Source organism: Collinsella aerofaciens, assembly GCF_041537385.1.
GTDB classification, from domain to species: domain Bacteria; phylum Actinomycetota; class Coriobacteriia; order Coriobacteriales; family Coriobacteriaceae; genus Collinsella; species Collinsella aerofaciens_BV.
Genome location: NZ_JBGORS010000001.1, coordinates 167,287 through 190,262 on the forward strand (window position 1 = coordinate 167,287; position 22,976 = coordinate 190,262).

At 60.6% G+C, this 22,976-nt stretch carries 23 protein-coding genes; 20 read left to right on the forward strand and 3 right to left on the reverse strand.

The window, feature by feature from the left end; translation table 11 throughout:
- Positions 1 to 115 precede the first annotated feature (115 nt).
- The 10 genes from rpsB (at position 116) to ACEG18_RS00810 (ending at position 10,228) form a co-directional block, all read left to right on the forward strand.
- On the forward strand, positions 116 to 844 hold the full coding sequence (rpsB, locus tag ACEG18_RS00765) for a 30S ribosomal protein S2 (RefSeq protein WP_006236109.1): 729 nt from the start codon (positions 116 to 118) through the stop codon (positions 842 to 844).
- A gap of 45 nt (positions 845 to 889) precedes the next feature.
- On the forward strand, positions 890 to 1,759 hold the full coding sequence (gene tsf, locus ACEG18_RS00770; protein WP_022094736.1) for a translation elongation factor Ts: 870 nt from the start codon (positions 890 to 892) through the stop codon (positions 1,757 to 1,759).
- 117 nt (positions 1,760 to 1,876) lie between these two features.
- Positions 1,877 to 2,599, forward strand: a complete 723-nt coding sequence (gene pyrH / locus ACEG18_RS00775; RefSeq protein WP_372540893.1) for a UMP kinase — start codon at positions 1,877 to 1,879, stop codon at positions 2,597 to 2,599.
- 2 nt (positions 2,600 to 2,601) lie between these two features.
- Positions 2,602 to 3,138 (forward strand): ribosome recycling factor, encoded by a 537-nt coding sequence (gene frr / locus ACEG18_RS00780; RefSeq protein ID WP_006236112.1) that lies wholly within the window; start codon positions 2,602 to 2,604, stop codon positions 3,136 to 3,138.
- 1 nt (position 3,139) lies between these two features.
- Positions 3,140 to 3,934 carry an undecaprenyl pyrophosphate synthase gene (gene uppS, locus ACEG18_RS00785; protein ID WP_372540894.1) on the forward strand — a complete coding sequence of 265 codons (795 nt, stop codon included), beginning with the start codon at positions 3,140 to 3,142 and terminating at the stop codon, positions 3,932 to 3,934.
- Between the two features lie 2 nt (positions 3,935 to 3,936).
- Positions 3,937 to 4,836, forward strand: a complete 900-nt coding sequence (locus ACEG18_RS00790; protein WP_372540895.1) for a phosphatidate cytidylyltransferase — start codon at positions 3,937 to 3,939, stop codon at positions 4,834 to 4,836.
- A complete protein-coding gene (gene dxr / locus ACEG18_RS00795) occupies positions 4,836 to 6,023 on the forward strand; it encodes a 1-deoxy-D-xylulose-5-phosphate reductoisomerase (protein WP_372540896.1) in 1,188 nt (395 codons plus the stop codon). Before ACEG18_RS00790 ends, dxr begins: the two co-directional genes overlap by 1 nt.
- Before the next feature lie 25 nt (positions 6,024 to 6,048).
- The gene (locus tag ACEG18_RS00800; RefSeq protein WP_372540897.1) at positions 6,049 to 7,410 is read left to right on the forward strand and encodes a M50 family metallopeptidase; all 1,362 of its coding nucleotides are present in this window, start codon (positions 6,049 to 6,051) and stop codon (positions 7,408 to 7,410) included.
- A gap of 13 nt (positions 7,411 to 7,423) precedes the next feature.
- Positions 7,424 to 8,506 (forward strand): flavodoxin-dependent (E)-4-hydroxy-3-methylbut-2-enyl-diphosphate synthase, encoded by a 1,083-nt coding sequence (gene ispG, locus ACEG18_RS00805; protein WP_372540898.1) that lies wholly within the window; start codon positions 7,424 to 7,426, stop codon positions 8,504 to 8,506.
- Between the two features lie 12 nt (positions 8,507 to 8,518).
- Positions 8,519 to 10,228, forward strand: a complete 1,710-nt coding sequence (locus tag ACEG18_RS00810; RefSeq protein WP_372541239.1) for a proline--tRNA ligase — start codon at positions 8,519 to 8,521, stop codon at positions 10,226 to 10,228.
- Between the two features lie 180 nt (positions 10,229 to 10,408).
- On the opposite strand, the gene ACEG18_RS00815 is transcribed toward ACEG18_RS00810, so the two are convergent.
- The 3 genes from ACEG18_RS00815 to rpmB form a co-directional block, all read right to left on the reverse strand.
- Positions 10,409 to 11,173, reverse strand: a complete 765-nt coding sequence (locus ACEG18_RS00815; RefSeq protein WP_006236119.1) for an aminoglycoside phosphotransferase family protein — start codon at positions 11,171 to 11,173, stop codon at positions 10,409 to 10,411.
- Between the two features lie 88 nt (positions 11,174 to 11,261).
- Complete coding sequence (gene adhE, locus ACEG18_RS00820) at positions 11,262 to 13,910, reverse strand: bifunctional acetaldehyde-CoA/alcohol dehydrogenase (RefSeq protein ID WP_055250041.1); 2,649 nt, start codon at positions 13,908 to 13,910, stop codon at positions 11,262 to 11,264.
- Between the two features lie 349 nt (positions 13,911 to 14,259).
- Entirely contained in the window at positions 14,260 to 14,448 is a 189-nt protein-coding gene (gene rpmB, locus ACEG18_RS00825; RefSeq protein WP_022094725.1) for a 50S ribosomal protein L28, read from the reverse strand.
- Positions 14,449 to 14,899: 451 nt separating this feature from the next.
- Here rpmB and pyrR point away from each other — a divergent pair, with 451 nt between their 5' ends.
- From pyrR to thiI, 10 genes are all read left to right on the forward strand, one after another.
- Positions 14,900 to 15,484: a bifunctional pyr operon transcriptional regulator/uracil phosphoribosyltransferase PyrR gene (pyrR, locus tag ACEG18_RS00830; RefSeq protein ID WP_006236123.1), complete on the forward strand. Its 585-nt coding sequence runs from the start codon at positions 14,900 to 14,902 to the stop codon at positions 15,482 to 15,484.
- A 4-nt stretch (positions 15,485 to 15,488) separates the two neighbouring features.
- Entirely contained in the window at positions 15,489 to 16,433 is a 945-nt protein-coding gene (locus ACEG18_RS00835; RefSeq protein WP_035138537.1) for an aspartate carbamoyltransferase catalytic subunit, read from the forward strand.
- Entirely contained in the window at positions 16,417 to 17,706 is a 1,290-nt protein-coding gene (locus ACEG18_RS00840) for a dihydroorotase (protein WP_372540899.1), read from the forward strand. Before ACEG18_RS00835 ends, ACEG18_RS00840 begins: the two co-directional genes overlap by 17 nt.
- A gap of 116 nt (positions 17,707 to 17,822) precedes the next feature.
- The gene (locus tag ACEG18_RS00845; protein WP_372541240.1) at positions 17,823 to 18,590 is read left to right on the forward strand and encodes a dihydroorotate dehydrogenase electron transfer subunit; all 768 of its coding nucleotides are present in this window, start codon (positions 17,823 to 17,825) and stop codon (positions 18,588 to 18,590) included.
- A gap of 14 nt (positions 18,591 to 18,604) precedes the next feature.
- Positions 18,605 to 19,513, forward strand: coding sequence for a dihydroorotate dehydrogenase (locus tag ACEG18_RS00850; RefSeq protein WP_006236128.1), 909 nt, complete (start codon positions 18,605 to 18,607; stop codon positions 19,511 to 19,513).
- On the forward strand, positions 19,507 to 20,223 hold the full coding sequence (pyrF, locus tag ACEG18_RS00855) for an orotidine-5'-phosphate decarboxylase (protein WP_118256509.1): 717 nt from the start codon (positions 19,507 to 19,509) through the stop codon (positions 20,221 to 20,223). The genes ACEG18_RS00850 and pyrF overlap by 7 nt, the downstream gene beginning before the upstream one ends.
- A gap of 239 nt (positions 20,224 to 20,462) precedes the next feature.
- Positions 20,463 to 20,771 carry an integration host factor, actinobacterial type gene (mihF, locus tag ACEG18_RS00860; RefSeq protein ID WP_006236130.1) on the forward strand — a complete coding sequence of 103 codons (309 nt, stop codon included), beginning with the start codon at positions 20,463 to 20,465 and terminating at the stop codon, positions 20,769 to 20,771.
- Positions 20,772 to 21,341 (forward strand): guanylate kinase, encoded by a 570-nt coding sequence (gmk, locus tag ACEG18_RS00865; RefSeq protein ID WP_099431806.1) that lies wholly within the window; start codon positions 20,772 to 20,774, stop codon positions 21,339 to 21,341. It abuts the gene before it with no gap.
- Between the two features lie 5 nt (positions 21,342 to 21,346).
- Positions 21,347 to 21,628 carry a DNA-directed RNA polymerase subunit omega gene (locus ACEG18_RS00870; RefSeq protein WP_035138532.1) on the forward strand — a complete coding sequence of 94 codons (282 nt, stop codon included), beginning with the start codon at positions 21,347 to 21,349 and terminating at the stop codon, positions 21,626 to 21,628.
- Entirely contained in the window at positions 21,629 to 22,873 is a 1,245-nt protein-coding gene (gene thiI / locus ACEG18_RS00875) for a tRNA uracil 4-sulfurtransferase ThiI (protein WP_372540900.1), read from the forward strand.
- Positions 22,874 to 22,976 lie beyond the last annotated feature (103 nt).

The window sequence follows — 22,976 nt, forward strand, 5'->3', positions numbered from 1 at the left end:
TTTTTATCACGCACGCGCGGCTACTTCATACCGTGGTGCCCGGGCTTTGGTAGCACATGTCCGGGTTGGTTTTGGAGGATGACCCCGCGCGGAGGCAAACCACAGGAGGTTTAACATGGCTACCAAGATTAATATCCGCACCCTGCTCGAGGCCGGCTGCCACTTCGGTCACCAGACCCGTCGCTGGAACCCCAAGATGAAGCCGTTCATCTTCGGTGAGCGCAACGGCATCTACATCCTCGACCTCAAGCAGACCATCCTCGACGCCGACCAGGCCTACACCTTCGTCAAGAACGTCGCCAAGGGCGGCAACGTGCTGTTCGTCGGCACCAAGAAGCAGGCTCAGGAGGCCGTCAAGAACGCTGCTGAGCGCGCCAACATGCCTTACATCAACCAGCGTTGGCTCGGCGGCATGCTGACCAACTTCGTCACCATCCGCTCCCGCATCAACCGCATGGAGGAGCTCGAGGCCATGGTCGAGGACGGTCGCATGGCTGTTCTGCCCAAGAAGGAGCAGGCTGTTCTTGGCAAGGAGCTCACCAAGCTCCAGACCAACCTCGGTGGTGCCCGCGACATGAAGGGTCTGCCCCAGGCTCTCTTCGTCATCGACACCAAGCGCGAGGAGAACGCTATCAAGGAGGCTCAGCGCCTGAACATCCCCGTCGTCGCTCTGATCGACACCAACTCCGATCCCGACGAGGTCGAGTACGGCATCCCCTGCAACGATGACGCTATCTCTGCTGTCACCCTTATGTGCGAGCTCATGGCTGACGCCTGCCTCGCTGGCTCCGGCAAGGAGCAGGTCTCCGAGGCCGAGATGGCCGCTGAGCCCAAGGCCGAGTAAATCAGTCTTAGTTAATTCTTTTTCATCTCTTTGAAAGGAACCACAATGGCCCAGATTACCGCCGCTATGGTCAAGCAGCTCCGCGAGATGACCGACTCCCCGATGATGGAGTGCAAGAAGGCTCTCGTCGAGGCTGACGGCGACATGGACGCCGCTGTCGACGTTCTGCGTAAGAACGGCCTTGCCAAGGCTGCCAAGAAGGCTGGCCGTGAGACCAACGAGGGCGCTGTCGCCGCGTTCGTCTCCGAGGATGGCAAGACCGGCGCTCTGCTCGAGCTCTCCTGCGAGACTGACTTCGTTGGCTCCAACGCCAAGTTCACCGGCTTTGCTTCTAAGGTCGCTGAGGTTGTCGCTACCACCGAGCCTGCTGACGTCGACGCTCTGCTCGAGAAGCCGATGGGCGAGGAGACCGTTTCCTCCGAGCTCACCGAGATGATTCACATCATGGGCGAGAACATGAAGATCTCCCGCTTCGCCGCCCGCAAGGCCGAGAACGGCGCGCTCGCTTCTTACATCCACATGGGTGGTAAGATCGGCGTCCTCGTCGAGTTCGCCTTCGAGAAGGCCGAGACCGCTCAGGCTGAGTCCTTCAAGACCTTCGCTCACGACGTTGCCCTTCAGGTTGCCGCCGTCGCACCGATCTGCGCTACCCGCGATCAGGTTCCGGCCGAGACCGTCGAGCATGAGAAGCAGATCTACATGGCCCAGGCTGCCGAGTCCGGCAAGCCCGAGGCTATCCAGGAGAAGATGGCTGTTGGCCGTCTGGAGAAGTTCTACAAGCAGTCCGTGCTCACCGAGCAGGAGTTCATCAAGGACAGCTCCCTCACCATCAAGAAGTACGCTGAGCAGGTCTCCAAGGAGCTCGGCGACACCATTACCGTCGTTGCCTTTGACCGCCTGGTCCGTGGCGAGTAAATAAGCTCTTGTAGCTGGTAATGAGCAGGCTGTGGGTTTTACTCACAGCCTGCTTTTTCATGGCTCCCCGTTAAGCCTTTGTTATCATATTGAGAGTCTAATTAAAGGAGGATCGCTTTGTCCGACATCCGATATAAACGCGTGCTTCTTAAGCTTTCCGGCGAAGCACTGATGGGCGACGGCCAATATGGCATCGACCCCAAGGTTACCGACCATCTTGCCAAGCAGGTCAAGGAGCTGCTCGCCGTTGGCCATGAGGTCGGCGTCGTTGTCGGCGGTGGCAATATTTTCCGCGGCATGGCCGGCGCTGCCGGTGGCATGGAGCGTGCTCAGGCCGACTACATGGGCATGCTTGCAACCGTTATGAACGCGCTCGCCCTGCAGGATGCCTTCGAGCACAACGATGTTCCCTGCCGCGTGATGAGCGCTATCCAGATGAACGAGATCTGCGAGCCCTATATTCGTCGTCGCGCTATCAACCATCTGTCCAAGGGCAACGTCGTCATCTTCGCTGCCGGTTCGGGCAATCCGTACTTTACGACCGACACCGCCGCGGCTCTTCGTGCGTGCGAGATCGGCGCCGAGATTCTGATTAAAGCCACCAAGGTTGACGGCATCTACGACAAGGATCCCGTCAAGTGCGTCGATGCCGTCCGTTTTGACAAGATTACCTATCACGAGGTTCTCGTTCGCGGCCTGCAGGTTATGGATTCCACGGCTACGGCCCTGTGCCAGGATAACCGTATGCCCATTTTGGTCCTCAACATCGATGGCGAGGACACCGTCAAGCGCGCGCTTTCGGGTGAGCCCGTCGGCACGCTCGTCTATCAGGAGGATTAAGCATGGCAGAGAACATCACCGCCCATATGGACAAGTCGCTCGAGTCCCTCAAGCATAACTTCTCCAAGGTCCGTACCGGCCGCGCCAACGCTAACATTCTGTCCGACATCACCGTCGATTATTACGGTGTTCCCACGCCGGTCACGCAGGTTGCCGCCGTCAAGACCCCCGAGGCCCACATGCTCCTCATCGAGCCGTGGGACAAGGCGCTTATCAACGCCATCGTCAAGGCCATCGGCGCTTCCGATCTGGGTATTACCCCCAACTCCGATGGCACCGTCGTTCGTCTGCCGTTCCCGGCTCCCACCGAGGAGCGCCGTCGCGAGCTCGTCAAGGAGTGCCGCGAGTACGCCGAGCAGGCCAAGGTGTCTATCCGTAACATCCGTCGCGACTTCAATAATAAGCTCGAGCGCGATGAGGAGCTCACCGAGGACGATGTCCGTCGCGAGCAGGCCAAGGTCCAGAAGCACACCGATGAGTATGTTGCCAAGGTCGAGGAGCTTCTGAAGGAAAAAGAAGCCGAGGTCATGGAGATCTAAGGTGCAATACGACGAGCATAAACTGGTCGAGTACTTTGCCGACGCCCCTGCGGGCGTCGGTTTTTCCGACCTTGACCTCAATAACATTCCGCACCATATCTCGTGCATCATGGACGGCAACGGTCGTTGGGCCACGTCGCGCGGTCTTGCACGCACCGAGGGTCATAAGGCAGGTATCGTCTCGCTGCGCGAGATCATTACCGCCTGCGTGCGCCTGGGCGTCGACGTGCTTTCTGCCTATGCGTTTTCTACCGAAAACTGGAACCGTCCGCAGCATGAGGTCAACGTCTTGATGCATCTGTTTGTCAAGACGTTTATCGACGAGCTGCCGCTTCTGAAGCGCGAAAACGTGCGTGTTGTCTTTTTGGGTGACATTTCCGCGCTGCCCAAGAAGACCCGCGACGTTTTTGAACGCGGTCTTGCCGAGTGCGCCGATCACACCGGTATGACGCTGGCGCTTGCCGTCAACTACGGCGCGCGTGCCGAGATTACCCGCGCTGTCCGTCAGATTGCACTCGACGCTGCCGCCGGTAAGATCGATCCTGCCGCAATTGATGACGACATGGTGGCTTCCCACCTCTATACTGCCGGCCTTCCCGATCCTGAGCTTGTGATTCGCACCTCTGGTGAGCTGCGCCTTTCGAACTATCTGCTGTGGCAGGTGGCTTATTCCGAATTCTACGTCACCGATACCTATTGGCCCGACTTTGATCGTTGGGGCCTTGTCGACGCCATTTTGGCCTATCAGGGCCGTGACCGTAGGTTTGGTGGACTGAGCAAGACCGAGGAGGCTTAATCGTGTCCGATCGTCCCAAGGCATCTGCTCCCAAGACGCCTGCGCGCAAAGCTGCCGCTGCGGGAGCGCCTGCAGCGAAGAACGGCGCCGGTTCGTGGCTGGCGGGCTTTATCACCCGTGCCGCCGCCGGTATCGTCTACGCCGTTGTCTTTATCCTGTGCTTGGTTTTGGGTATCGTGCCCACGGCCATCTTTGTTTCTGTTATGAGCGGTCTGTGCTGCTATGAGTTTTTCCGTATGACAAGGCTCGATGGCAAGATGGCTAACGAGCGCATGGGTATCGCTGCCGCCGTACTCTTTCCGCTATCGGCGTTGGGCGATTCGATGTTGCTGAATGCCCTGCTTTTTGCCTTGATGCTCGCTGTGGGCATTTGGTATGTCTGGTCGCCGCGTACCCGTATCTCTGATGTGGCCGTGACGCTCATGGGCCCCATCTACACTGGCTTTATGCTGTCGGCTATCGTGCTGCTGCGCGATGCCGTGCCCGGTTTTGCCGGTGCCCTGCTTTCAGTGGGCGTTTGCGCGTCCCTTTGGGTCTCCGATTCGTTTGCCTACATCGTGGGCAGCCGTATCGGCAAGCACAAGATGGTTCCCAAGATCTCTCCCAAAAAGAGCTGGGAGGGGTTTGCCGGCGGCATCCTGGGCTCGGTTTTGATTTGGCTCATCCTGTGGGCGACGCACTTCTACAAGCTCAGCCTGCCCTATGCGCTGCTGTGCGGCGTGGTCGTGTCCATCCTGGGCGTTATCGGCGACCTTATCGAGTCGCGCATCAAGCGCGGTGTGGGCGTCAAGGATTCCGGCAACCTTATCCCGGGCCACGGCGGCATGCTCGATCGTAGCGACTCGCTTATCTTCGGCTGCATCACCGCGCAGCTGTTGCTCATGATCGGAGGCGTGCTGTAATGTCCTTCCAGACGGCGTATGGCCCCGATGGACGCCTTCGCGTTGCCATCCTGGGTTGTACGGGCTCTATCGGCACCCAGGCGCTCGATGTGTGCCGCCAGCATGCCGATCGCCTGCAGGTGACGGCGCTGTCCGTTAACTCCAGTACCTCCGAGCTCGTTGCCGCTGCCCGCGAGTTCTCGGTTCCGGCGGTTGCCGTGGCCGATGTCGATCATGGCGATGACGCCGTGCTGCAAGAGTTGCCCGAGGGCACGCAGCTCGGCGTTGGCGCGCAGGCGGTTTGCGAGCTCGCGCGTCGCGACGATGTCGACTGCGTGCTTGTCGCTATTGTGGGCGCCGCCGGTCTCGAGGCGAGCCATGCGGCCTTGACCTCGAATAAGCGCCTTGCCCTTGCCAACAAGGAGTCCCTCGTTGTCGGTGGCGACTTGCTTATGCCGTTGGCGCAACCGGGCCAGCTTATTCCGGTCGACTCTGAGCATTCCGCCATCTACCAGTGCTATCTGGGGGAGAACCCGCGCGAGGCCCACTGCATTTGGCTCACCTGCTCGGGCGGTCCGTTCTTTGGCCGCACGCGCGACGAGCTCGATCGCGTGACGCGTGCCGATGCCCTCGCGCATCCCACGTGGGCCATGGGTGCCAAGATCACCATTGACTCCGCCACCCTTATGAACAAGGGCCTGGAGCGCATTGAGGCCATGCATCTGTTTAACTGCGACCTCGATTTCATTAACGTGGTCGTGCAGCGTCAGTCCAAGATTCACTCTATGGTCGAGTTCGCCGACGGCTCCGTGATGGCGCATCTCGGTGCATCCGACATGCGTATTCCCATCCAGTTCGCGTTCTCGTATCCCGAGCGTTGGGATACCCCGGCGCCTCGTATCGATTTCCGCGAGCTGGGGCAGCTCACGTTTGATGCTGCCGACATGGATACCTTCCGCTGTCTGGCACTGGCCGAGCGTGCCGGCAAGACGGGTGGCACCATGCCGTGCGTGCTCAATGCCGCCAACGAGGTCGCCGTCGATGCCTTCCTGCACGATGGCTGCAGCTTTACCGATATCGATCGCATTGTGGAATCCTGCATGGACGCCCACGATATGCAGGCGGTCGATTCGTTTGAGCAGCTTCGCGACATCGATGCGTGGGCGCGTGAAAAGGCTGCGCAGGTGCTCGCTGCAACCCGTTCCTAACCCATAAGGATTGCTTTTTCGTTTTATGGATACTGTTCTGAGCGTTCTCTCATCGGTCTTTTGGGGCCTGCTGATGCTTTCCGTCCTCGTGTTTTTGCACGAGGGCGGCCACTTTTTGGCGGCGCGTGCCTGCGGCGTCCGTGTGACAGAGTTCTTTTTGGGTCTGCCGTGCCGCTTTGACATCCATTACACGTCGCGTCGCATTGGAACCAAGTTTGGCGTGACCCCGCTGCTGCTGGGTGGCTACGCTGCCATCTGCGGTATGGATCCGACCGATGTCTCGTGCTCCGATCGCGTGCTCGCGGCTATCTATCGTCATGGTCGCGTGACCGTGGCCGACCTTGCTGTCGAGCTCGAGCTTTCCGAGGAGGATGTGCTCGAGGCATGCGCCCTTTTGCTAGGCTGGGGCTCCATCGCACCCTGGTATGAGGAAGGGGAGAAGCCCTCGCCGAGCTACTATCCCACCAAATATCAGACGTTGCCGCGAGATACGGCAGGCTATACCACCTTTGATGGTCGCCGTTTCGATCGCGAACATGCGACTGCCGAGGGCGATGTGTGGGAGCTGCCGTGCGGCGAGGCCGAGTTCCTTGCGCAAGAGCGCTCGCACACCTATCTTGGCCAAGGCTTTCTCAAGCGCGCCTTTATGCTGCTCGCGGGCATTATCGTCAATATCTTGACGGGTTTTTTGCTCCTTATGAGCATCTATTCCATTGCGGGTGTCACCGTGCCGATGGATACCAACGTGATCGGTCAGGTTGACGAGGGGTCTATTGCCGCCAAAGCGGGTATCGAGGCCGGTGATGCGATCCTTTCGGTTGACGGTGTCTCATGTTCCACTTGGATGGATGTCTACGATGCCATCGGCAAGGCCGCCGGTAAGGACGATATTGCTATTGAATATGAGCGCGATGGCAAGCAGTGCTCGACCTCGGTCGCACTCAAAGAGAACGAACGCCTGGGCGTTTATGCCTCTACGCAGGTGGTTCGTTTGGACCCCATCACCTCGGCGCGCCTCTCCTTCTCCTATGTTGCGCAGACGGCGGAGGGCGTGCTACGCCTGCTCCAGCCGCAGCATACGATGGAGATCCTCGATCAATCCTCCTCGATCGTGGGTATTAGCGTCATGTCTTCGCAGGCAGCTGCTGCCGGTCCCATCACGTTCTTGTCGTTTGCCGCGCTCATCTCGTTCTCGCTGGGCTTTATGAACTTGTTGCCTATCCCGCCGCTCGACGGCGGCAAGCTGGTCATCGAGATCATTCAAAAGATTGCTGGCCGCGAGCTGCCGCTCAAGGTCCAGACGATTGTGAGCTATGTGGGCATCGCACTCTTTGCACTGCTGTTTGTCTATATGCTTCGTTCCGACATCCTTCGATTTATTCTGTAGGGGAGTGTTTGGATTGTCTCTATCCCATTCTTTGCCGCGCGAGCTGACGCGCCCCGTGCATGTGGGCGGCGTGCAGATCGGCGGCGGCGCGCCGGTCGTGGTTCAGTCCATGACCTGCAGCGATACCGCCGATGCTCAGGCAACGCTTGGGCAGGTTCGCGCGTTGGCGCGGGCGGGCTGCGATATCGTGCGCGTGAGCGTGCCCACCGAGGCCGCGCTCGAGGGCTTCCGTACCATCTGTGCTGAGTCCCCGGTGCCGATTGTCGCCGATATTCACTTTAACCATAAGCTCGCCATCGGCGCCGTCGAGGCTGGTGCCGCCAAACTGCGCATCAATCCCGGTAATATCGGCGATTGGGCTAAGGTCGATGCCGTCATCGACGCTGCCGGCGCTGCGGGCTGTGCGATTCGCATCGGCGTCAACGCCGGCTCGCTCGAGCAGGACATCGCAGAGCGCGACGAGCTTACGCAGCCCGAGAAGCTCGTGATGTCGAGCGAGCGCTTTGTGCGGCACTTTGAGGACCGTGGGTTTACCAACATCGTGCTTTCCGCCAAGGCCCATAGCGTACAGACGACGCTTGATACCTATCGCGCTCTGTCGCGCGAGATACCGCATGTTCCGCTCCACCTGGGCGTGACGGAGGCGGGAACCAAGCTTCAGGGCACCATCAAGAGCTCTGTAGGCTTGGGTATCTTGCTTTCCGAAGGCATCGGCGACACCATGCGTGTGTCGCTCACGGCCGATCCGGTTGAGGAGCCGCCGGTCGCCTGGGGAATTTTGCAGTCGCTGGGCCTGCGTCGCCGTGGTCCCGAGATTGTCTCGTGCCCCACGTGCGCCCGCTGCCAGGTTAACCTCATTCCCATCGCCGAGGAGGTCACCGAGCGGCTTAAGAACTACTCCGCGCCGCTTTCGATTGCCGTGATGGGATGTGCCGTTAATGGCCCCGGCGAGGCTTCCGACGCCGACCTAGGCGTGGCCTGTGGACGAGGTCAGGGCCTGCTCTTTTCGCATGGCCAGATCATTGGTAAAGTAGCTGAGGATCAAATTGTCGACGCGCTCATGGCCGAGGTCGACAAGCTTATTGAGGAGAAATAAATGACCCGAGCAATGTATATGTCTAAGCTGTATGCTCCGACGCTCAAAGAGGATCCGGCCGACGCCGAGCTTGCGAGCCATCGCCTGCTGCTCCGTGCCGGCATGATCCGCAAGGAGGCCGCCGGCCTGTATTCCTACCTGCCGCTTGCTTGGCGCTCGATTCGCAAGATCGAGAACATCGTGCGCGACGAGATGGACGCCGCCGGCGCCCAGGAGCTCATGATGCCCATTATGGTCGACGCCGAGCTGTGGCGTGAGTCCGGCCGTATCGATGCCTATGGCAAGGAGCTTGTGCGCTTTGACGACCGTCATGGTCGCGAGTTCGTGCTGGGCCCCACCCACGAGGAGACCGTCACGGCCCTGGTGCGCAATGAGCTGCGTTCCTACAAGCAGCTGCCTGTCAATCTGTACCACATTCAGGACAAGTTCCGCGACGAGTTCCGCCCTCGCTTTGGCCTGATGCGCGGTCGCGAGTTCATCATGAAGGACGCCTACAGCTTCTCCGCCACGCAGGAGAGTCTGCAGGAGGAGTACGACAAGATGAAGCAGGCCTACGCCAACATCTGCGAGCGCTGCTACATCAAGGCTCTGCCCGTTGTCGCTGACTCCGGCGAGATCGGTGGCGATACCTCCGTCGAGTACATGGCTTTGGCCGACGCCGGCGAGGCTTCGCTGGTCTACTGCGACGATTGCGGCTTTGCTGCCGATGACGAGGCGGCAAGCACCAAGGTCGTCGTGACCGAGGGCCCCGGCGACGGTACGCTCACCAAGGTCGAGACTCCGGGCATGGGCACCATCGAGGCCGTTGCCAAGTTCTTTGGCTTCCCCGAGAACGGTACGCGAAAGTCGCTGGCGTTGATCGATGCCGAGGGCAAGCCCGTCGTGGCCATTGTCCCGGGCGACCACGAGCTCAATGACTGCAAGGCCGAGCACGTCTTTGGCAAGGGCTATCGCATGATGACCGACGAGGAGCTCCAGACCTACGGTCTGCACAAGGGCTTTATCGGACCGGTTAACTTGCCCGAGGGCATCCGTCTGGTGTGCGACGAGAGCCTGCGCGAGTCCAAGCAGTGGGTCTGCGGTGCCAACGAGGTCGATTATCACTTTACCGGTGCCTGCCCCGAGCGCGACTTTACCGTCGATGAGTGGGCAGATCTGGTCACCGTCGTTGCCGGCGATCCCTGCCCGCACTGCGGCAAGCCGCTCTCTGCTGCCCGCGGCATCGAGGTCTCTCAGGTGTTCCAGCTGGGCACCAAGTACTCCGAGGCCATGGGTGCCACCTTTATGGACGAGGACGGCAAGGAGAAGCCGCTCATCATGGGTTGCTACGGCGTTGGTGTGTCCCGCTCGCTTGCTGCCGTCGTGGAGCAGCACAACGACGAACACGGCATCGTCTGGCCGGTCTCCGTTGCCCCGTACGAGGTCGCGGTGATTCCGCTCGATCCCAAGAAGGAGGAGTGCGCTAACGTTTGCGACCAAATCGTCGAGGGCCTGTGCGCCGAGGGTATCGAGGTTGTCGTCGATGACCGTGACGAGCGTCCCGGCTTTAAGTTTGCCGATAACGACCTCATGGGCTTCCCGTATCAGGTCGTTCTGGGTAAGCGTGGTCTCAAGAATGGTACTGTGGAGCTCAAGGATCGTGCCACGGGCGAGCGTGAGGACGTGGCGATCGACGAGGTCGTCGCCAAGGTTGCTGAGCTTGTTAAGGCGGCCCGCCGTTAATCGACGATTTCGCTTGTAGTTCGATATACGGGACGGCCCCGCATTTCTCCAAATCGGGGAGATGCGGAGCCGTCCTTTTATCTCGTGGCATTCTCAATATCTAAAAGGAAAAACCCCACAGCCCATATGAGCTGCGGGGTTTTTCCTTGTGCCTCCGATGCGAAATAAATCGCTCAGATATTACTGATAATCGACGACGTCGATCCAGTTCTTCAGGAACTCATCGTTCACGTTGCGCTTACGAGCGAGCTCGGAAGCGGCGACGATGCTCGTCCACTGACGCACGACCTGCATGGGCATGTCGGCGCGGTCGCAGTAGAGCTCCAGGTAGGCCTCGGCCTGGTCCTTGCTGTTGAGGGCGAAGAGCAGGTAGGTGGTGGCAACGTCGGCAGCAGGGGAGCCCTGGGTGGCGTGTGCCCAGTCGCACACATAGAGCTGGCCGTCGTCGCCGACGATGACGTTGGAGGGGTTGAAGTCGCCGTGGCAGACCTTGAACTCCTTGGTCATGCCGTCCAGACGCTCCTGAAGGTTGTAGCGCGTGGTGGCATTGAGCTGATCAAGGCTGTCGATCATGCGGGCGAACTTGTCGCGCTGACGGTTGAGCAACGGGGAGGTGTAGCCGTGGATCTCGATCTGGAGGTCGACGAACATCTCAAGGTACTCACCAAAGCGCTGGGGCTCGGCAGTCATCTTCTCGGCAAGGGTGGTGCCCGGAACCTTCTCGGTCACGAGCGCCCAGCCATTGGCGTTCTCGAGCTGGGAAACCTCGAGAGCCTTGGGGCTGCGGATGCCGCACTCATTGATGCGGGCAAGATTCAAAGCCTCGTTGAACACGTCGGAGACGGGCTTGGTCTCGTTAAAGACCTTGACGATCTTGTCGCCCAGGTCGTAAACGACCTTGTTGCCACGGCGGACGAGCTCGGTCTTGGAATCGGGTAGCAGCATGGTTGCATCCTTTCAACGATGCGATAGAAGTGACGGCGGGGGTGTGTGAAACACCCGTGCACCCCCGCCGTTAAAAACCGTGCTAAAACTAGCAGACGGCGTAGTCCTGAGGCTCGCGGCCGTAGTAGGCGTCCAGGTAGAGCTCCTTGATCTCGCTCATGAGCGGGTAGCGCGGGTTAGCGCCGGTGCACTGGTCGTTGAATGCCTGCTCGGTCATCTCGTCGAGGGTGTCGAGGAAGTACTGCTCGTCAACACCGTAGTCGGCGATGGTCTTCTTGACGCCGATGAAGTCCTTGAGCTCCTCGAGCTTCGTGATGAAGTTCTCGAAGACCTCCTTGTCGTCCTTGCCCTCGATGCCGCAGTACTTGGCCATCTCGGCGTAGTTGTGCAGTGCGTTGGGGTAAGGATACTGGGAGAAGGTACCCATCTTGACGGGAGCCTCGGCGGCGTTGTAGCGCATGACGCGGGTCAGGATGACGGCGTTGGCGAGGCCGTGGGGCAGGTGATGGAAAGCGCCGAGCTTGTGAGCCATGGAGTGGTTGAGGCCCAGGAAGGCGTTGGCGAAGGCCATACCGGCCATGCAGGAGGCGTTGTGCATCTCCTCGCGGGCATGCGGGTCCTTGGCGCCGTTCGTGAAGCTGGAGGGCAGGTTCTCGAAGACGAGCTTAGCAGCGCGCTCGGAGAGGCCCTTGGTGTAGTCGGAAGCCATGATGGAGACGTAGGACTCGATGGCGTGGGTCATGACGTCGATGCCGGAGGCAGCGGTCAGGCCGCGCGGGGCGGTCATGCAGTTGTCGGCGTCGACGATAGCCATGTTGGGGAGCAGCGCGTAGTCGGCGAGCGGCCACTTGATGCCGGTCTCCTTGTCGGTGATGATGGCGAACGGCGTGCACTCGGAGCCGGTACCCGAAGAGGTCGGGACGGCGACGAAGTAGGCCTTCTTGCCCATCTCGGGGAAGGTGAAGATACGCTTGCGGATGTCCATGAAGTCCATGGCCATGTCCTCAAACTTGCACTCGGGGTGCTCGTACATCATCCACATGATCTTGCCGGCGTCCATAGCGGAGCCACCGCCGACGGCGATGATGACGTCCGGCTCAAAGAGAGCCATTTGCTTGGCGCCGCGACGTGCGCACTGCAGCGACGGATCGGGCTCGACGTCGTAGAAGCAGTCGTGGGCGATGCCCATCTCGTCGAGCTTGGCCTCGATGGCGCGGGTGTTGCCATTCTTGAAGAGGAACTGGTCGGTGACGATGAAGGCGCGCTTCTTGCCCATGACGGTACCGAGCTCGTCGAGGGCGACGGGCGTGGAACCCTTCTTGAAGTAGACCTTCTCGGGAGCGCGGAACCACAGCATGTTCTCACGGCGCTCGGCCACAGTCTTAACGTTGATCAAGTGCTTCACCCCAACGTTCTCGGAGACGGAGTTGCCGCCCCAGGAGCCGCAGCCCAGGGTCAGAGACGGCTTCATGCCAAAGTTGTAAAGGTCACCGATGCCGCCGTGCGAGGACGGGGTGTTGATGACGATACGGCAGGCCTTCATGACGTGCTCGAACAGGCTGATCTTCTCGGCCTGGGCGGGGTGCACGTACAGAGAGGCGGTGTGGCCCGGGCCACCGGCGAGCACCAGGTGCTCGGCCTTGTCGACGGCCTCCTGGAAGTCCTTGGCGTGATACATGGCCAGGACCGGGGAGAGCTTCTCGTGGGAGAACTCCTCCTTGGCGGGGTCGGTGGAGGTGACCTCAGCGATCAGGATCTTGGTCTTGGCGGGAACCTCGATGCCGGCGAGCTCGGCGATCTTGGCAGCAGCCATGCCGGGGATGCGGTGGTCGAGGGCGCCGTTCTTGAACATGGCGGCACGCAGGGCCTCCATCTCGGCACCCTGCTTGACGAAGTAGCAGCCGCGCTTCTGGAACTCGGCCTTAACCTGGTCATAGATGGTGTCGATGACGGTCACGGACTGCTCGGAAGCGCAGATCATGCCGTTGTCGAAGGTCTTGGAGTGGATGATGGAGTTGACGGCGAGCAGCACGTCGGCGGTGTCGTCGATGACGACCGGGGTGTTACCGGCGCCAACGCCCAGGGCGGGCTTGCCCGAGGAGTAAGCGGCCTTGACCATGCCCGGGCCACCGGTGGCGAGGATGATGTCGACGTCGCGCATGACCATGTTGGTCAGCTCGATGGAGGGGACATCGACCCAGCCGATGATGCCCTCGGGGGCGCCGGCCTTGACGGCGGCGTCAAGCACGAGCTTGGCGGCGGCGATGGTGCACTTGGCGGCAGCCGGGTGCGGGGAGATGATGATGGCGTTGCGGGTCTTCAGGCTGATCAGCGTCTTGAAGATCGCAGTGGAGGTGGGGTTGGTCGTCGGGATGACGGCGCCCACGATGCCGATGGGCTCGGCGATCTTGGTGATGCCGTAAGCCTCGTCGCGCTCCAGAACGCCACAGGTCTTGGTGTTCTTGTAAGCGTTGTAGATGTACTCTGCGGCGTAGTGGTTCTTGATGACCTTGTCCTCAAGAACGCCGCGGCCGGTCTCCTCGATGGCCATCTTCGCCAACGGGATACGAGCCTTGTTGGCGGCCATGGCGGCCTCATAGAAGATCTTGTCGACCTGCTCCTGCGTGTACGTAGCAAAAAGCGCCTGGGCCTCTCGCATCTGAGCGAGCTTAGCCTCAAGCGCCTCTACGTTGTCCACAATTGCGGGAGTAGTGTTTTCCGGTGACTTCTTCACCATTTGTGTCTCCTTGCGATCGGAGATTTACCCTACGCCTTGCATGATAGCAAGAAATTATTCGGCGAACGGTAAGATTCCCGTAAAAGGCATACTAAAACGCTTCAATATACTGAAGCGTTTTAACAAAACGATCCGCCTGCCGCATCGCCTCAATTATTGGGCGCAGGTCAAGCTACAAGGCATATCAGCTGGGCTACGATCCCTTTGACATTCGCAAACACTCATTTAAATCCGTCCCCAATGAGTGCAAAAAGGCGCCCTCCGTAGGGGAGGACGCCTTTGGTAAGTTCTATGTGAACGCGAGGTCTTTGACCCGGAGAGTCCGAGGTACTTGTTGGTAAGACCTTATTTAGGAGCGCGCAACCTTGCCGGACTTGAGGCAGGTGGAGCAAACGTTCATCTTGCGACGGTGACCATCGACGACGACGTAGACGCGCTGGATGTTGGGGCGGAACTTACGGTTGGTGACGCGGTGAGAGTGGCTGATGGAGCGACCGGCAACGGGGTGCTTACCGCAAACTTCGCAAACTTTGGACATAACTGACCCTCCTTGGGCGACAAACGAACATGTCGCGTTAACAAACAAGCCTGAACTATAGCACAGAAGTCACTCCCTGTGCGCAATCTACACAGAGATATTCCTCTTTTGGCGATAGTGCCCACGCCACGGCCCTGGACGTAGATCCGATTTGCGTGCAGCAGGGGGGATTATGCCAGCTCGTGCGTGCGTTTTCAAGCTCGTCCCACAAATATATATAGGTTTATTGAGCGTAGGGCTCCGTTTACGGATTGCTCTGTATTTATGCTCGCAATTAAGCTCAAGGTTGGCTACACTATCCCTTGACCATTAAAGGGGTACGAGATACCCACATGGAATTACATAGCTGCCAAAGAGCAGCCCTTCCTGTGGGTGTCTGGTCCGCTTTGAGCGGTCGGGCATCTATTTTTTTGACTGTGTCAGCAGTCAAGACATGTGAGGAAGGAGATCGATGGGCACGACTTCCCCCAAGGCGGTCATCATGGACGAGACCGCCGTCAATCGAGCGATGACCCGCATCGCGCACGAGATTCTCGAGCGCAACGAGGGCTGTGAAGACCTCGCTCTGGTCGGCATCGTCACGCGCGGCGACCTTCTGGCAAAGAAGCTCGCCGAGGAGATCAAGGAGATCGAGGGCGTCGACGTTCCGCTCGGCAGCCTGGACATCAGCTTCTACCGCGATGACTATGCGACCAATTTCGCTCCCGCGATCCACGCTACCAACATTCCCTTCAGCGTCGACGGCAAGCGCGTCGTGCTGGTGGACGACATCCTGTACACGGGTCGTACCATCCGCGCCGCTCTGGACGCCGTCATGGACCTGGGCCGTCCGAGCCGCATCGAGCTGGCAGTTCTCGTTGACCGCGGCCACCGTGAGCTCCCCATCTCGCCGGACTTTGTCGGCAAGAACGTTCCCTCGTCGCATGAGGAGAACGTGCACCTATATATGAAGGAAGTCGACGGCCACACCGCCGTCGAGATTAACGACGTCGCGCCGGGTTCCCACGTGGGCTCCGCGCCGCTGGGAGGTGAGTAGTACCGTGGCGTTCAACCATAAGCACCTGATCGACATTACCGAGTACTCCGAAGAGGACATCAAGCTCATCCTCGAGACGGCCAAGGCGTTCTCCGAGGTCAACGAGCGTGCGATCAAGAAGGTCCCCACGCTCAAGGGCAAGACCATCGTCAACATGTTTAACGAGCCTTCGACGCGCACCCGCAGCTCCTTCGAGCTCGCCGAGAAGCGTCTTTCGGCCGACAGCCTCAACTTTGGCGGCTCCTCGACCTCCACGGTCAAGGGCGAGAGCCTCGTCGACACCGTCGAGACCCTCAACGCCTATAAGATCGACTGCATCGTCGTGCGCGACAAGCATGCCGGCGCGCCCTACATCGTCACGCAGAACTCGCCCGCGAGCGTCATCTGCGCCGGCGACGGCAAGCACAACCACCCCACGCAGGCCCTGCTCGACCTGTACACCATCTGGGAGCACAAGGGCGACTTCCACGGTCTGAAGGTCGCCGTCGTCGGCGATATCGCGCACTCCCGTGTCTGCGGCTCGCTGATCCCCGCGTTGAAGATCATGGGCTGCGAGACCTACGCCGTCGCCCCCGGCACGCTGCTGCCGCCGGCGCCCGAGGTTCTGGGCTGCGACCACGTGACGAGCGACCTCGATTCCGTCCTGCCCGAGCTGGACGTCGTCTACATGCTGCGCGTGCAGCAGGAGCGCCTCGAGGGTGCCCCGTTCCCGACCATTCGCGAGTACCACAAACTCTTCGGCCTGACCAAGGACCGCGAGAAGCTCATGAAGCCCGACGCGATCATCTGTCACCCGGGCCCCATCAACCGCGGCGTCGAGTTCGACTCCTATATGGCCGACCACCCGCAACGCTCCGTCATCCTGGAGCAGGTCTACGCCGGTATCTGCGTGCGTATGGCTATCCTGTATCTACTGCTTGGAGGTGCCGATAATGGCCTTGCTTCTTAAGAATGCCCACGTCGTCGACCCGTCCGTCGAGCTTGACGGTGTCGTTGACGTCCTGATTGACGGCGACAAGATCGCCGAGGTCGGCGAGAATCTCGCCGTCGAGGGAGCCGAGGTCCGCGACCTTTCCGGCAAGTACCTCGTCCCCGGTCTGGTGGATATGCACGTTCACCTTCGCGAGCCCGGCTACGAGGTCAAAGAGGACATCGAGAGCGGCACCCGCGCAGCTGCCAAGGGCGGCTTTACCGGCGTGTGCTCCATGCCCAACACCGATCCCGTCACCGATAACGGCACCGTCGTGGAGTTCGTCAAGTCCCGCGCTGCCGAGGTCGGTCACTGCCGCGTCTATCCGTCGGGCGCCATGACCCGCGGTCTTAAGGGCGAGGCTATGTCCGAGATGGGTGATATGGTTGCCCACGGCGCCGTCGCCTTTACCGACGACGGTCGCGGCGTGCAGGGCGCGGGCATGCTCCGTCGCTGCATGGACTACGGCAAGATGTTCGGCAAGGTCTTTATGAGCCACTGCCAGGACGAGGACCTGGTCGGCCACGGCCAGATCAACGAGGGCAAGGTCTCTACCCGTTTGGCTCTCGAGGGCTGGCCGGCTGCCGGCGAGGAGCTCCAGATCGCCCGCGACATCGAGATCGCCAAGCTGACCGGTGCCAAGCTGCACATCCAGCACATCTCCACCGCCCATGGCCTGGAGATCGTGCGTGCCGGTAAGGCCGCTGGCGTTCAGGTTACCTGCGAGGCTACCCCGCACCACATGTTCCTGACCGAGAACGACCTGGACGAGACCTACAATACCTCGCTCAAGGTCAATCCGCCGCTGCGTACCGAGGAGGATGCCGAGGCCATCCGCCAGGGTGTCATCGACGGTACCGTCGACGCTATCGTCACCGATCATGCTCCCCACACCCCGTGGGAGAAGGCCCGCGAGTTCGAGCTTGCGCCCTTTGGCATGATCGGCCTCGAGACCTCGCTGTCGCTTGTGCTCACCGAGCTGGTCAACACGGGCAAGATGAGCATGGGCCGCATGGTCGAGCTCATGGCCATCAAGCCGCGTGAGATCCTGGGCCTCGACCAGGTTCAGGTCAAGGCGGGCTCCGTTGCCGACCTGACCGTCTTCGACGCGTCTGCCACCTGGACCGTCGGCGAGGACGGCTACGAGTCGCGCGCCGAGAACTCCGGTTTTGCCGGCCGCACGCTCACCGGTCGTGCCACCGATGTGTTTGTCGGCGGCAAGCAGACGCTCGCCGACGGCTGCATCTGCTAGCATAGCCTTATCGCTTTTGTGCGCGGTGCCCTTGCGGTGCCGCGCTTTCTGTTCGCCTGAACCATGCAACCGCATGGGGGATTGGAGCGTCTATGCCCACACCTTCCACTGCACGCATGCACGACTTCGAGGTCGTCTCGAACCAGGAGATCGCCGACGGCATCTTCTCGCTCGTTATCTCGGCCCCCAAGCTTGCAAGTGCGCTCAAGCCCGGTCAGTTTGTGAACATTGCCGTGCCCGGCGATGCGTCCTCGCTGCTTCGCGTGCCCCTGAGCTTCTATCGCGCCGACGCCCAGGCCGGCACCGTCGAGCTGTGGTACGCCGTCGTGGGCGACGACACCCGTCGTCTGTCGCAGATGGCCCCCGGCTCCAAGTCCAACCTGTTGGGCCCTGGCGGCCGCGGCTGGCTTGTTCCCGAGGGCACCAGGAAGGCGCTGCTCGTGGCGGGCGGCATCGGCGTTCCGCCCGTGCTGTGCCTTGCCGACAAGCTTGCCGAGCAGGGCGTGGATGTCGACGTTTGCCTGGGCTTTGGCACCGCTTCCAAGGCCGTGGGAGTCGATGAGTTCCGCGCGCTGGGCGCCACGGTTAACGTGTGCACCGATGATGGCACGCTGGGCACGCACGGTTTTTGCACCGACCCGGCAGCCGAGCTGCTCGGCGAGGGCGGCTACGACTATGTGGCCAGCTGCGGCCCCGCTGTCATGATGAAGAAAGTCGCCGCCGCTGCCGCCGAGGCCGGTGCGTACTGCGAGGTGTCGCTTGAGCGCATGATGAGCTGTGGCTTTGGCGCCTGCAACACCTGCAATGTCGAGACGGTTGACGGTATGAAGGGTGCTTGCATGTGCGGCCCCGTGTTCGATGCTTCCAAGGTGGTGGTCTTCTAGTGGGTACCGTGAACATGGCCGTCGATTTCGGCGGCGTCAAGATGCAGAACCCCATCAACACCGCAGCCGGTACCTTTGGCTACGGTTGGCAGTTCCAGAACTTCTTTGATGTTTCCCAGCTGGGCGCCATCACCACCAAGGGTTGCGCTGCCGAGCCCTGGCCCGGCAATCCCGCGCCCCGCATGGCCGAGATTCCCGGCGGCATGATCAACTCCGTGGGCCTTCAGAACCCCGGCGTGGCCGCCTTTGCCCGCGAGTCCGGTCCGTGGCTCGAACAGCTGTCCAAGGACGGCTGCCAGGTCATCTGTCAGGTTGCCGGCCACTCCGTTGACGAGTTTGTCCGCGCACTCGAGATGTATGTCGAGCTGTGCCCCTGGGCCGCCGGCTACGAGATCAACGTGAGCTGCCCTAATATCGCCGCCGGCGGTGCCGCCATGGGTTCCACGCCCGAGGGCGCCTCCTCCGTTATGGCTGCCTGCCGCAAGGTGACCGATAAGCCGCTGTTCGTGAAGATGGCACCGGTCAACGTCGCCGAGATCGCCAAGGCCCTCGAGGCTGCCGGCGCCGACGGCCTTTCGGTCATCAACTCCATCCAGGGTATGGCCATCGACGTCCATACCCGCAAGTCCCGCGTGGCCAAGCCCAAGGGCGGCCTTTCGGGCCCGCTGTGCCACCATATCGCCGTGCGCATGGTCTGGGAGGTTGCCCAGGCCGTCGATATCCCCATCAACGGTGTCGGCGGTGTCATGACCGGCGAGGATGCGGCTGAGTTTATCCTGGCCGGCGCCACCTGCGTGTCGGTCGGCATGGCCAACTTCGTCGATCCGTGTGCTTCGCTTAAGATCGCGCATGAGCTCGAGGCCTGGGCCGAGTCCCAGGGCGTAAAGGACATCAACGAGCTGGTGGGTGCTTTCGAATGCTAGAGAATGATGCCCGCGACCGTGTTATCGTCGCCCTCGACTGCGACCGTGAGCGCGCGCTCGAGCTCGCCCACGAGCTTTCGGGCCATGCCGCCTGGCTCAAGGTTGGCATGACGCTCTATTACGCTGAGGGTCCCCAGATCGTCAAGACCTTTAAGGACCTTGGCTTTAAGGTCTTCCTCGACCTTAAGTTCCATGACATTCCGCATCAGGTGCGCGGCGCTGCCCGCTCGGCCTCGCTTGCCGGTGCCGACCTGCTTTCGGTCCACGGCCTGGGCTCGGGCGCTATGCTCGCTGCCTGCCGTGAGGGTGCCGAGGAGGCGCGCGAGGACCGCGCCAAGCTCGTCGCCATCACCGTGCTTACGAGCATGAATCAGGATGCCTTGAGCGAGATCGGCGTCGAGTCGCCCGTGGCCGAGGAGGCCGCCCGCTTGGCAAAGCTCGCTCAGACCAACGGCATCGATGGCATCGTGTGCTCACCGATGGAGGCTCACGACATGCGTGAGCTGCTGGGTCCTGATGCCCTGATCGTGACTCCGGGTGTGCGTCCGGTGGGTGCCGCCCTTGGTGACCAGTCCCGCGTGGCGACGCCTTCCCAGGCTATCGAGCGCGGCGCGAGCCACATTGTGGTGGGCCGTCCCATCACCGGTGCCGACGATCCGGTTGCCGCCTTTGACGCCATCGTCGCCGAGCTGGTCGAAAACGTCGCGTAAAAGATTCCCCTAAGTCACCACTTTTGGGTCTCATTAGCACAAAATAGCCCCTGTGCCTGCGTAAACTTTCCCATCCTTTGTGTGGAATCGCAGGTCAGGGGCTTAACTTTGGGCGCAGTATATTGCACTTTTTGCGGGTATCGTCTAACCTATGGAGCCGCGATTGGGCATTTTGTACGTTCTACGTGCTAAAATGCCAATTATTGAATCAGATATAACCCAACTATTTGGAGGTACGAATGGCACTCCCTCAGCTTACCGACGAGCAGCGCAAGCAGGCTCTTGAGAAGGCTGCTGCCGCACGTCACGCCCGCGCTGAGCTTCGCGAGCAGATCAAGAAGGGCGAGAAGTCCCTCGAGTCCGTGCTCAACTCCGATGACCCCATCGCTTCCCGCATGAAGGTTTCCACCCTCATCGAGTCTCTCCCTGGTTACGGCAAGGCCAAGGCCGCCAAGATCATGGAGGAGCTCGGTATCTCTGCTACCCGTCGCGTCCAGGGCCTCGGCGTCCGTCAGCGCGAGCAGCTCCTCGAGCAGCTGACCAAATAAGTGAGCGCTCAGGATTCCAAGCTCTTTGTGATTTCTGGACCGTCAGGCGCAGGCAAGGGTACGCTCGTCACTCGTGTGCGCGAGCGCCGCTCGAACCTGGGTCTGACGGTTTCGGCTACCACGCGAGCACCACGCAAAGGTGAGGTCGACGGCGTCAACTACTTTTTTCTGACGCGCGAGGAGTTCGACCGCCGCGTGGCAAACGGTGAGTTTGTTGAGTGGGCCGAGGTCCACGGTAACTGCTACGGCACGTTGGTGAGCGAGGTCACATCCAAGCTCGCCTCGGGCTCGTCTCTGATTTTGGAGATCGATGTCCAGGGCGCCCTGCAGGTGAAGGAGCGTTTCCCCGAGGCCGTGCTGATCTTTATCAAGCCGCCTTCGCTTGAGGTGCTCCGCGAGCGTCTAGTCGGTCGCGGTACCGAGACGCCCGAGACGATTGAGCTGCGTATGGCAAACGCCGCCGATGAGCTTGCCCTTGCCGACCGCTACGACGACGTCGTGGTGAATGACGATCTCGACCGCGCGACCGATGAGCTCGTTCGCGTTCTCGATATGCATGAAAGGATCTGAGGTCCGTGTCCGTTGTAAAGCCTTGCATTGACGATCTTCTGGAGAAGACCGATCACAACCGCTTCCTGCTCGCTTCGCTTGCCTCCAAGCGCGCCTGCGACATCAATAGCATGCTGCGTGGCCAGCACAACCGCGTGCTTGCCGTCCAGGATGTCGATGACATCACCATCGGGCTTTCCGGTGCCGATACCATCTCGATGGCTATGGACGAGATTGTCGACGGCGACATCTCTTACGACGAGGCCCGTTACGAGAAGGCGCTCGGCCACAAGGTTGCTGAAGCCTAAATGGCGGCTCGCGTCTGCCTGGTCCACTATCACGAGGTTGGGCTGAAGGGCAAGAACCGCGCACATTTTGAGCATATCCTCATGGATAACATCAAGGCGGCCTTGGCCGCCTTTTCCGTGAACGCCGTGTCTCGAATTTCCGGTTATATCCTCGTGACCTTTAACGAGCATCAGGCCGACGAGGCGGCGCGTGTCATTCGCACCGTTCCCGGCGTTGCCCGTGTGTCTTTGGCGTATCACACCAATCGCGACCCGCAGGAGTACTGTGCCGCCGCCGTGAAGGCGCTGCGCGAGTTTGGTTCCTTCGATTCGTTTAAGGTGCACGCCAAGCGCTCCAATACTGACTATGAGCTCACCTCGATCGATATCAATCGTCAGGTGGGCGAGGTGCTGTGTGAGGCCTTTCCCGATAAAAAGGTTCAAATGCACGACCCCGATGCGATGGTGCACGTACTGGTGGTCCAGGGTAGCGTTTATGTGTACGCGCGCTCCGAGCGCGGCGTGGGCGGTCTGCCGGTGGGTTCTGCCGGCAAGGTCGTGACGCTGCTGTCGTCGGGTATCGATTCTCCGGTGGCGACCTGGATGCTCGCGCGCCGCGGCGCGGTGTGCGTGCCGGTACATTTCTCCGGTCGTCCGCAGACGCCCGATACGAGTGAGTATTTGGTGCAGGACATCATCCGTGCGCTTGAGCCGGGTGTCCAGGTCGGCCGCCTGTACGTGGTGCCGTTTGGCGACTGCCAGCGTGAGATTTCGGTCACCTGTCCCAGCAACCTGCGCGTGATCATGTATCGCCGCATTATGTATTCGGTTGCTGAGCGCATTGCACACATCGAGGGTGCCAAGGCCATCGTTACGGGCGAATCGCTTGGACAGGTTGCCTCCCAAACGCTTGAGAACATCATGGCCGTCAACGAGGCCGTGAAGATCCCCGTGTTCCGTCCTCTCATCGGTTCGGACAAGCAGGAGATCATCGCGCGCGCCGAGGAGATCGGTACGTTCGATATCTCGACTGAGGCCGCTCCCGACTGCTGCACGCTGTTTATGCCGCGCCGTCCCGAGACACACGCTAAACTCGATGCCGTGCATGAGGCGTGGGAACTGTTTGATCACGAGGAGATGATTGAGCGCCTGCTCAAGCAGACCGAGTACATCGACTTCGAGAGCAACACATATAAGGCCCCTAAGACCTTAAAACGCAAACATTCGGAGCTTGCTCCGCGTGAGATTTACCAAGATCACGAGTAAATTTGTGCATAGACCGACGATGCGCCTGTATCGTCGGTCTTTTGCTATCTGGGCATTTTGCGACTAAGTGTTCATTTGCTGACGCGTGCTTGAATAAATGGAC

What these genes read in the sequence shown, in the direction of transcription:
- rpsB (WP_006236109.1), top strand. Translation starts at nt 116, where the DNA reads ATGGCTACCAAGATTAATATCCGCACCCTGCTCGAGGCCGGCTGCCAC.
- tsf (WP_022094736.1), top strand. Translation starts at nt 890, where the DNA reads ATGGCCCAGATTACCGCCGCTATGGTCAAGCAGCTCCGCGAGATGACC.
- frr (WP_006236112.1), top strand. Translation starts at nt 2,602, where the DNA reads ATGGCAGAGAACATCACCGCCCATATGGACAAGTCGCTCGAGTCCCTC.
- dxr (WP_372540896.1), top strand. Translation starts at nt 4,836, where the DNA reads ATGTCCTTCCAGACGGCGTATGGCCCCGATGGACGCCTTCGCGTTGCC.
- ACEG18_RS00800 (WP_372540897.1), top strand. Translation starts at nt 6,049, where the DNA reads ATGGATACTGTTCTGAGCGTTCTCTCATCGGTCTTTTGGGGCCTGCTG.
- ACEG18_RS00810 (WP_372541239.1), top strand. Translation starts at nt 8,519, where the DNA reads ATGTATATGTCTAAGCTGTATGCTCCGACGCTCAAAGAGGATCCGGCC.
- ACEG18_RS00815 (WP_006236119.1), bottom strand. Translation starts at nt 11,173, where the DNA reads ATGCTGCTACCCGATTCCAAGACCGAGCTCGTCCGCCGTGGCAACAAG.
- adhE (WP_055250041.1), bottom strand. Translation starts at nt 13,910, where the DNA reads ATGGTGAAGAAGTCACCGGAAAACACTACTCCCGCAATTGTGGACAAC.
- rpmB (WP_022094725.1), bottom strand. Translation starts at nt 14,448, where the DNA reads ATGTCCAAAGTTTGCGAAGTTTGCGGTAAGCACCCCGTTGCCGGTCGC.
- pyrR (WP_006236123.1), top strand. Translation starts at nt 14,900, where the DNA reads ATGGGCACGACTTCCCCCAAGGCGGTCATCATGGACGAGACCGCCGTC.
- ACEG18_RS00840 (WP_372540899.1), top strand. Translation starts at nt 16,417, where the DNA reads ATGGCCTTGCTTCTTAAGAATGCCCACGTCGTCGACCCGTCCGTCGAG.
- ACEG18_RS00845 (WP_372541240.1), top strand. Translation starts at nt 17,823, where the DNA reads ATGCACGACTTCGAGGTCGTCTCGAACCAGGAGATCGCCGACGGCATC.
- ACEG18_RS00850 (WP_006236128.1), top strand. Translation starts at nt 18,605, where the DNA reads ATGGCCGTCGATTTCGGCGGCGTCAAGATGCAGAACCCCATCAACACC.
- pyrF (WP_118256509.1), top strand. Translation starts at nt 19,507, where the DNA reads ATGCTAGAGAATGATGCCCGCGACCGTGTTATCGTCGCCCTCGACTGC.
- mihF (WP_006236130.1), top strand. Translation starts at nt 20,463, where the DNA reads ATGGCACTCCCTCAGCTTACCGACGAGCAGCGCAAGCAGGCTCTTGAG.
- thiI (WP_372540900.1), top strand. Translation starts at nt 21,629, where the DNA reads ATGGCGGCTCGCGTCTGCCTGGTCCACTATCACGAGGTTGGGCTGAAG.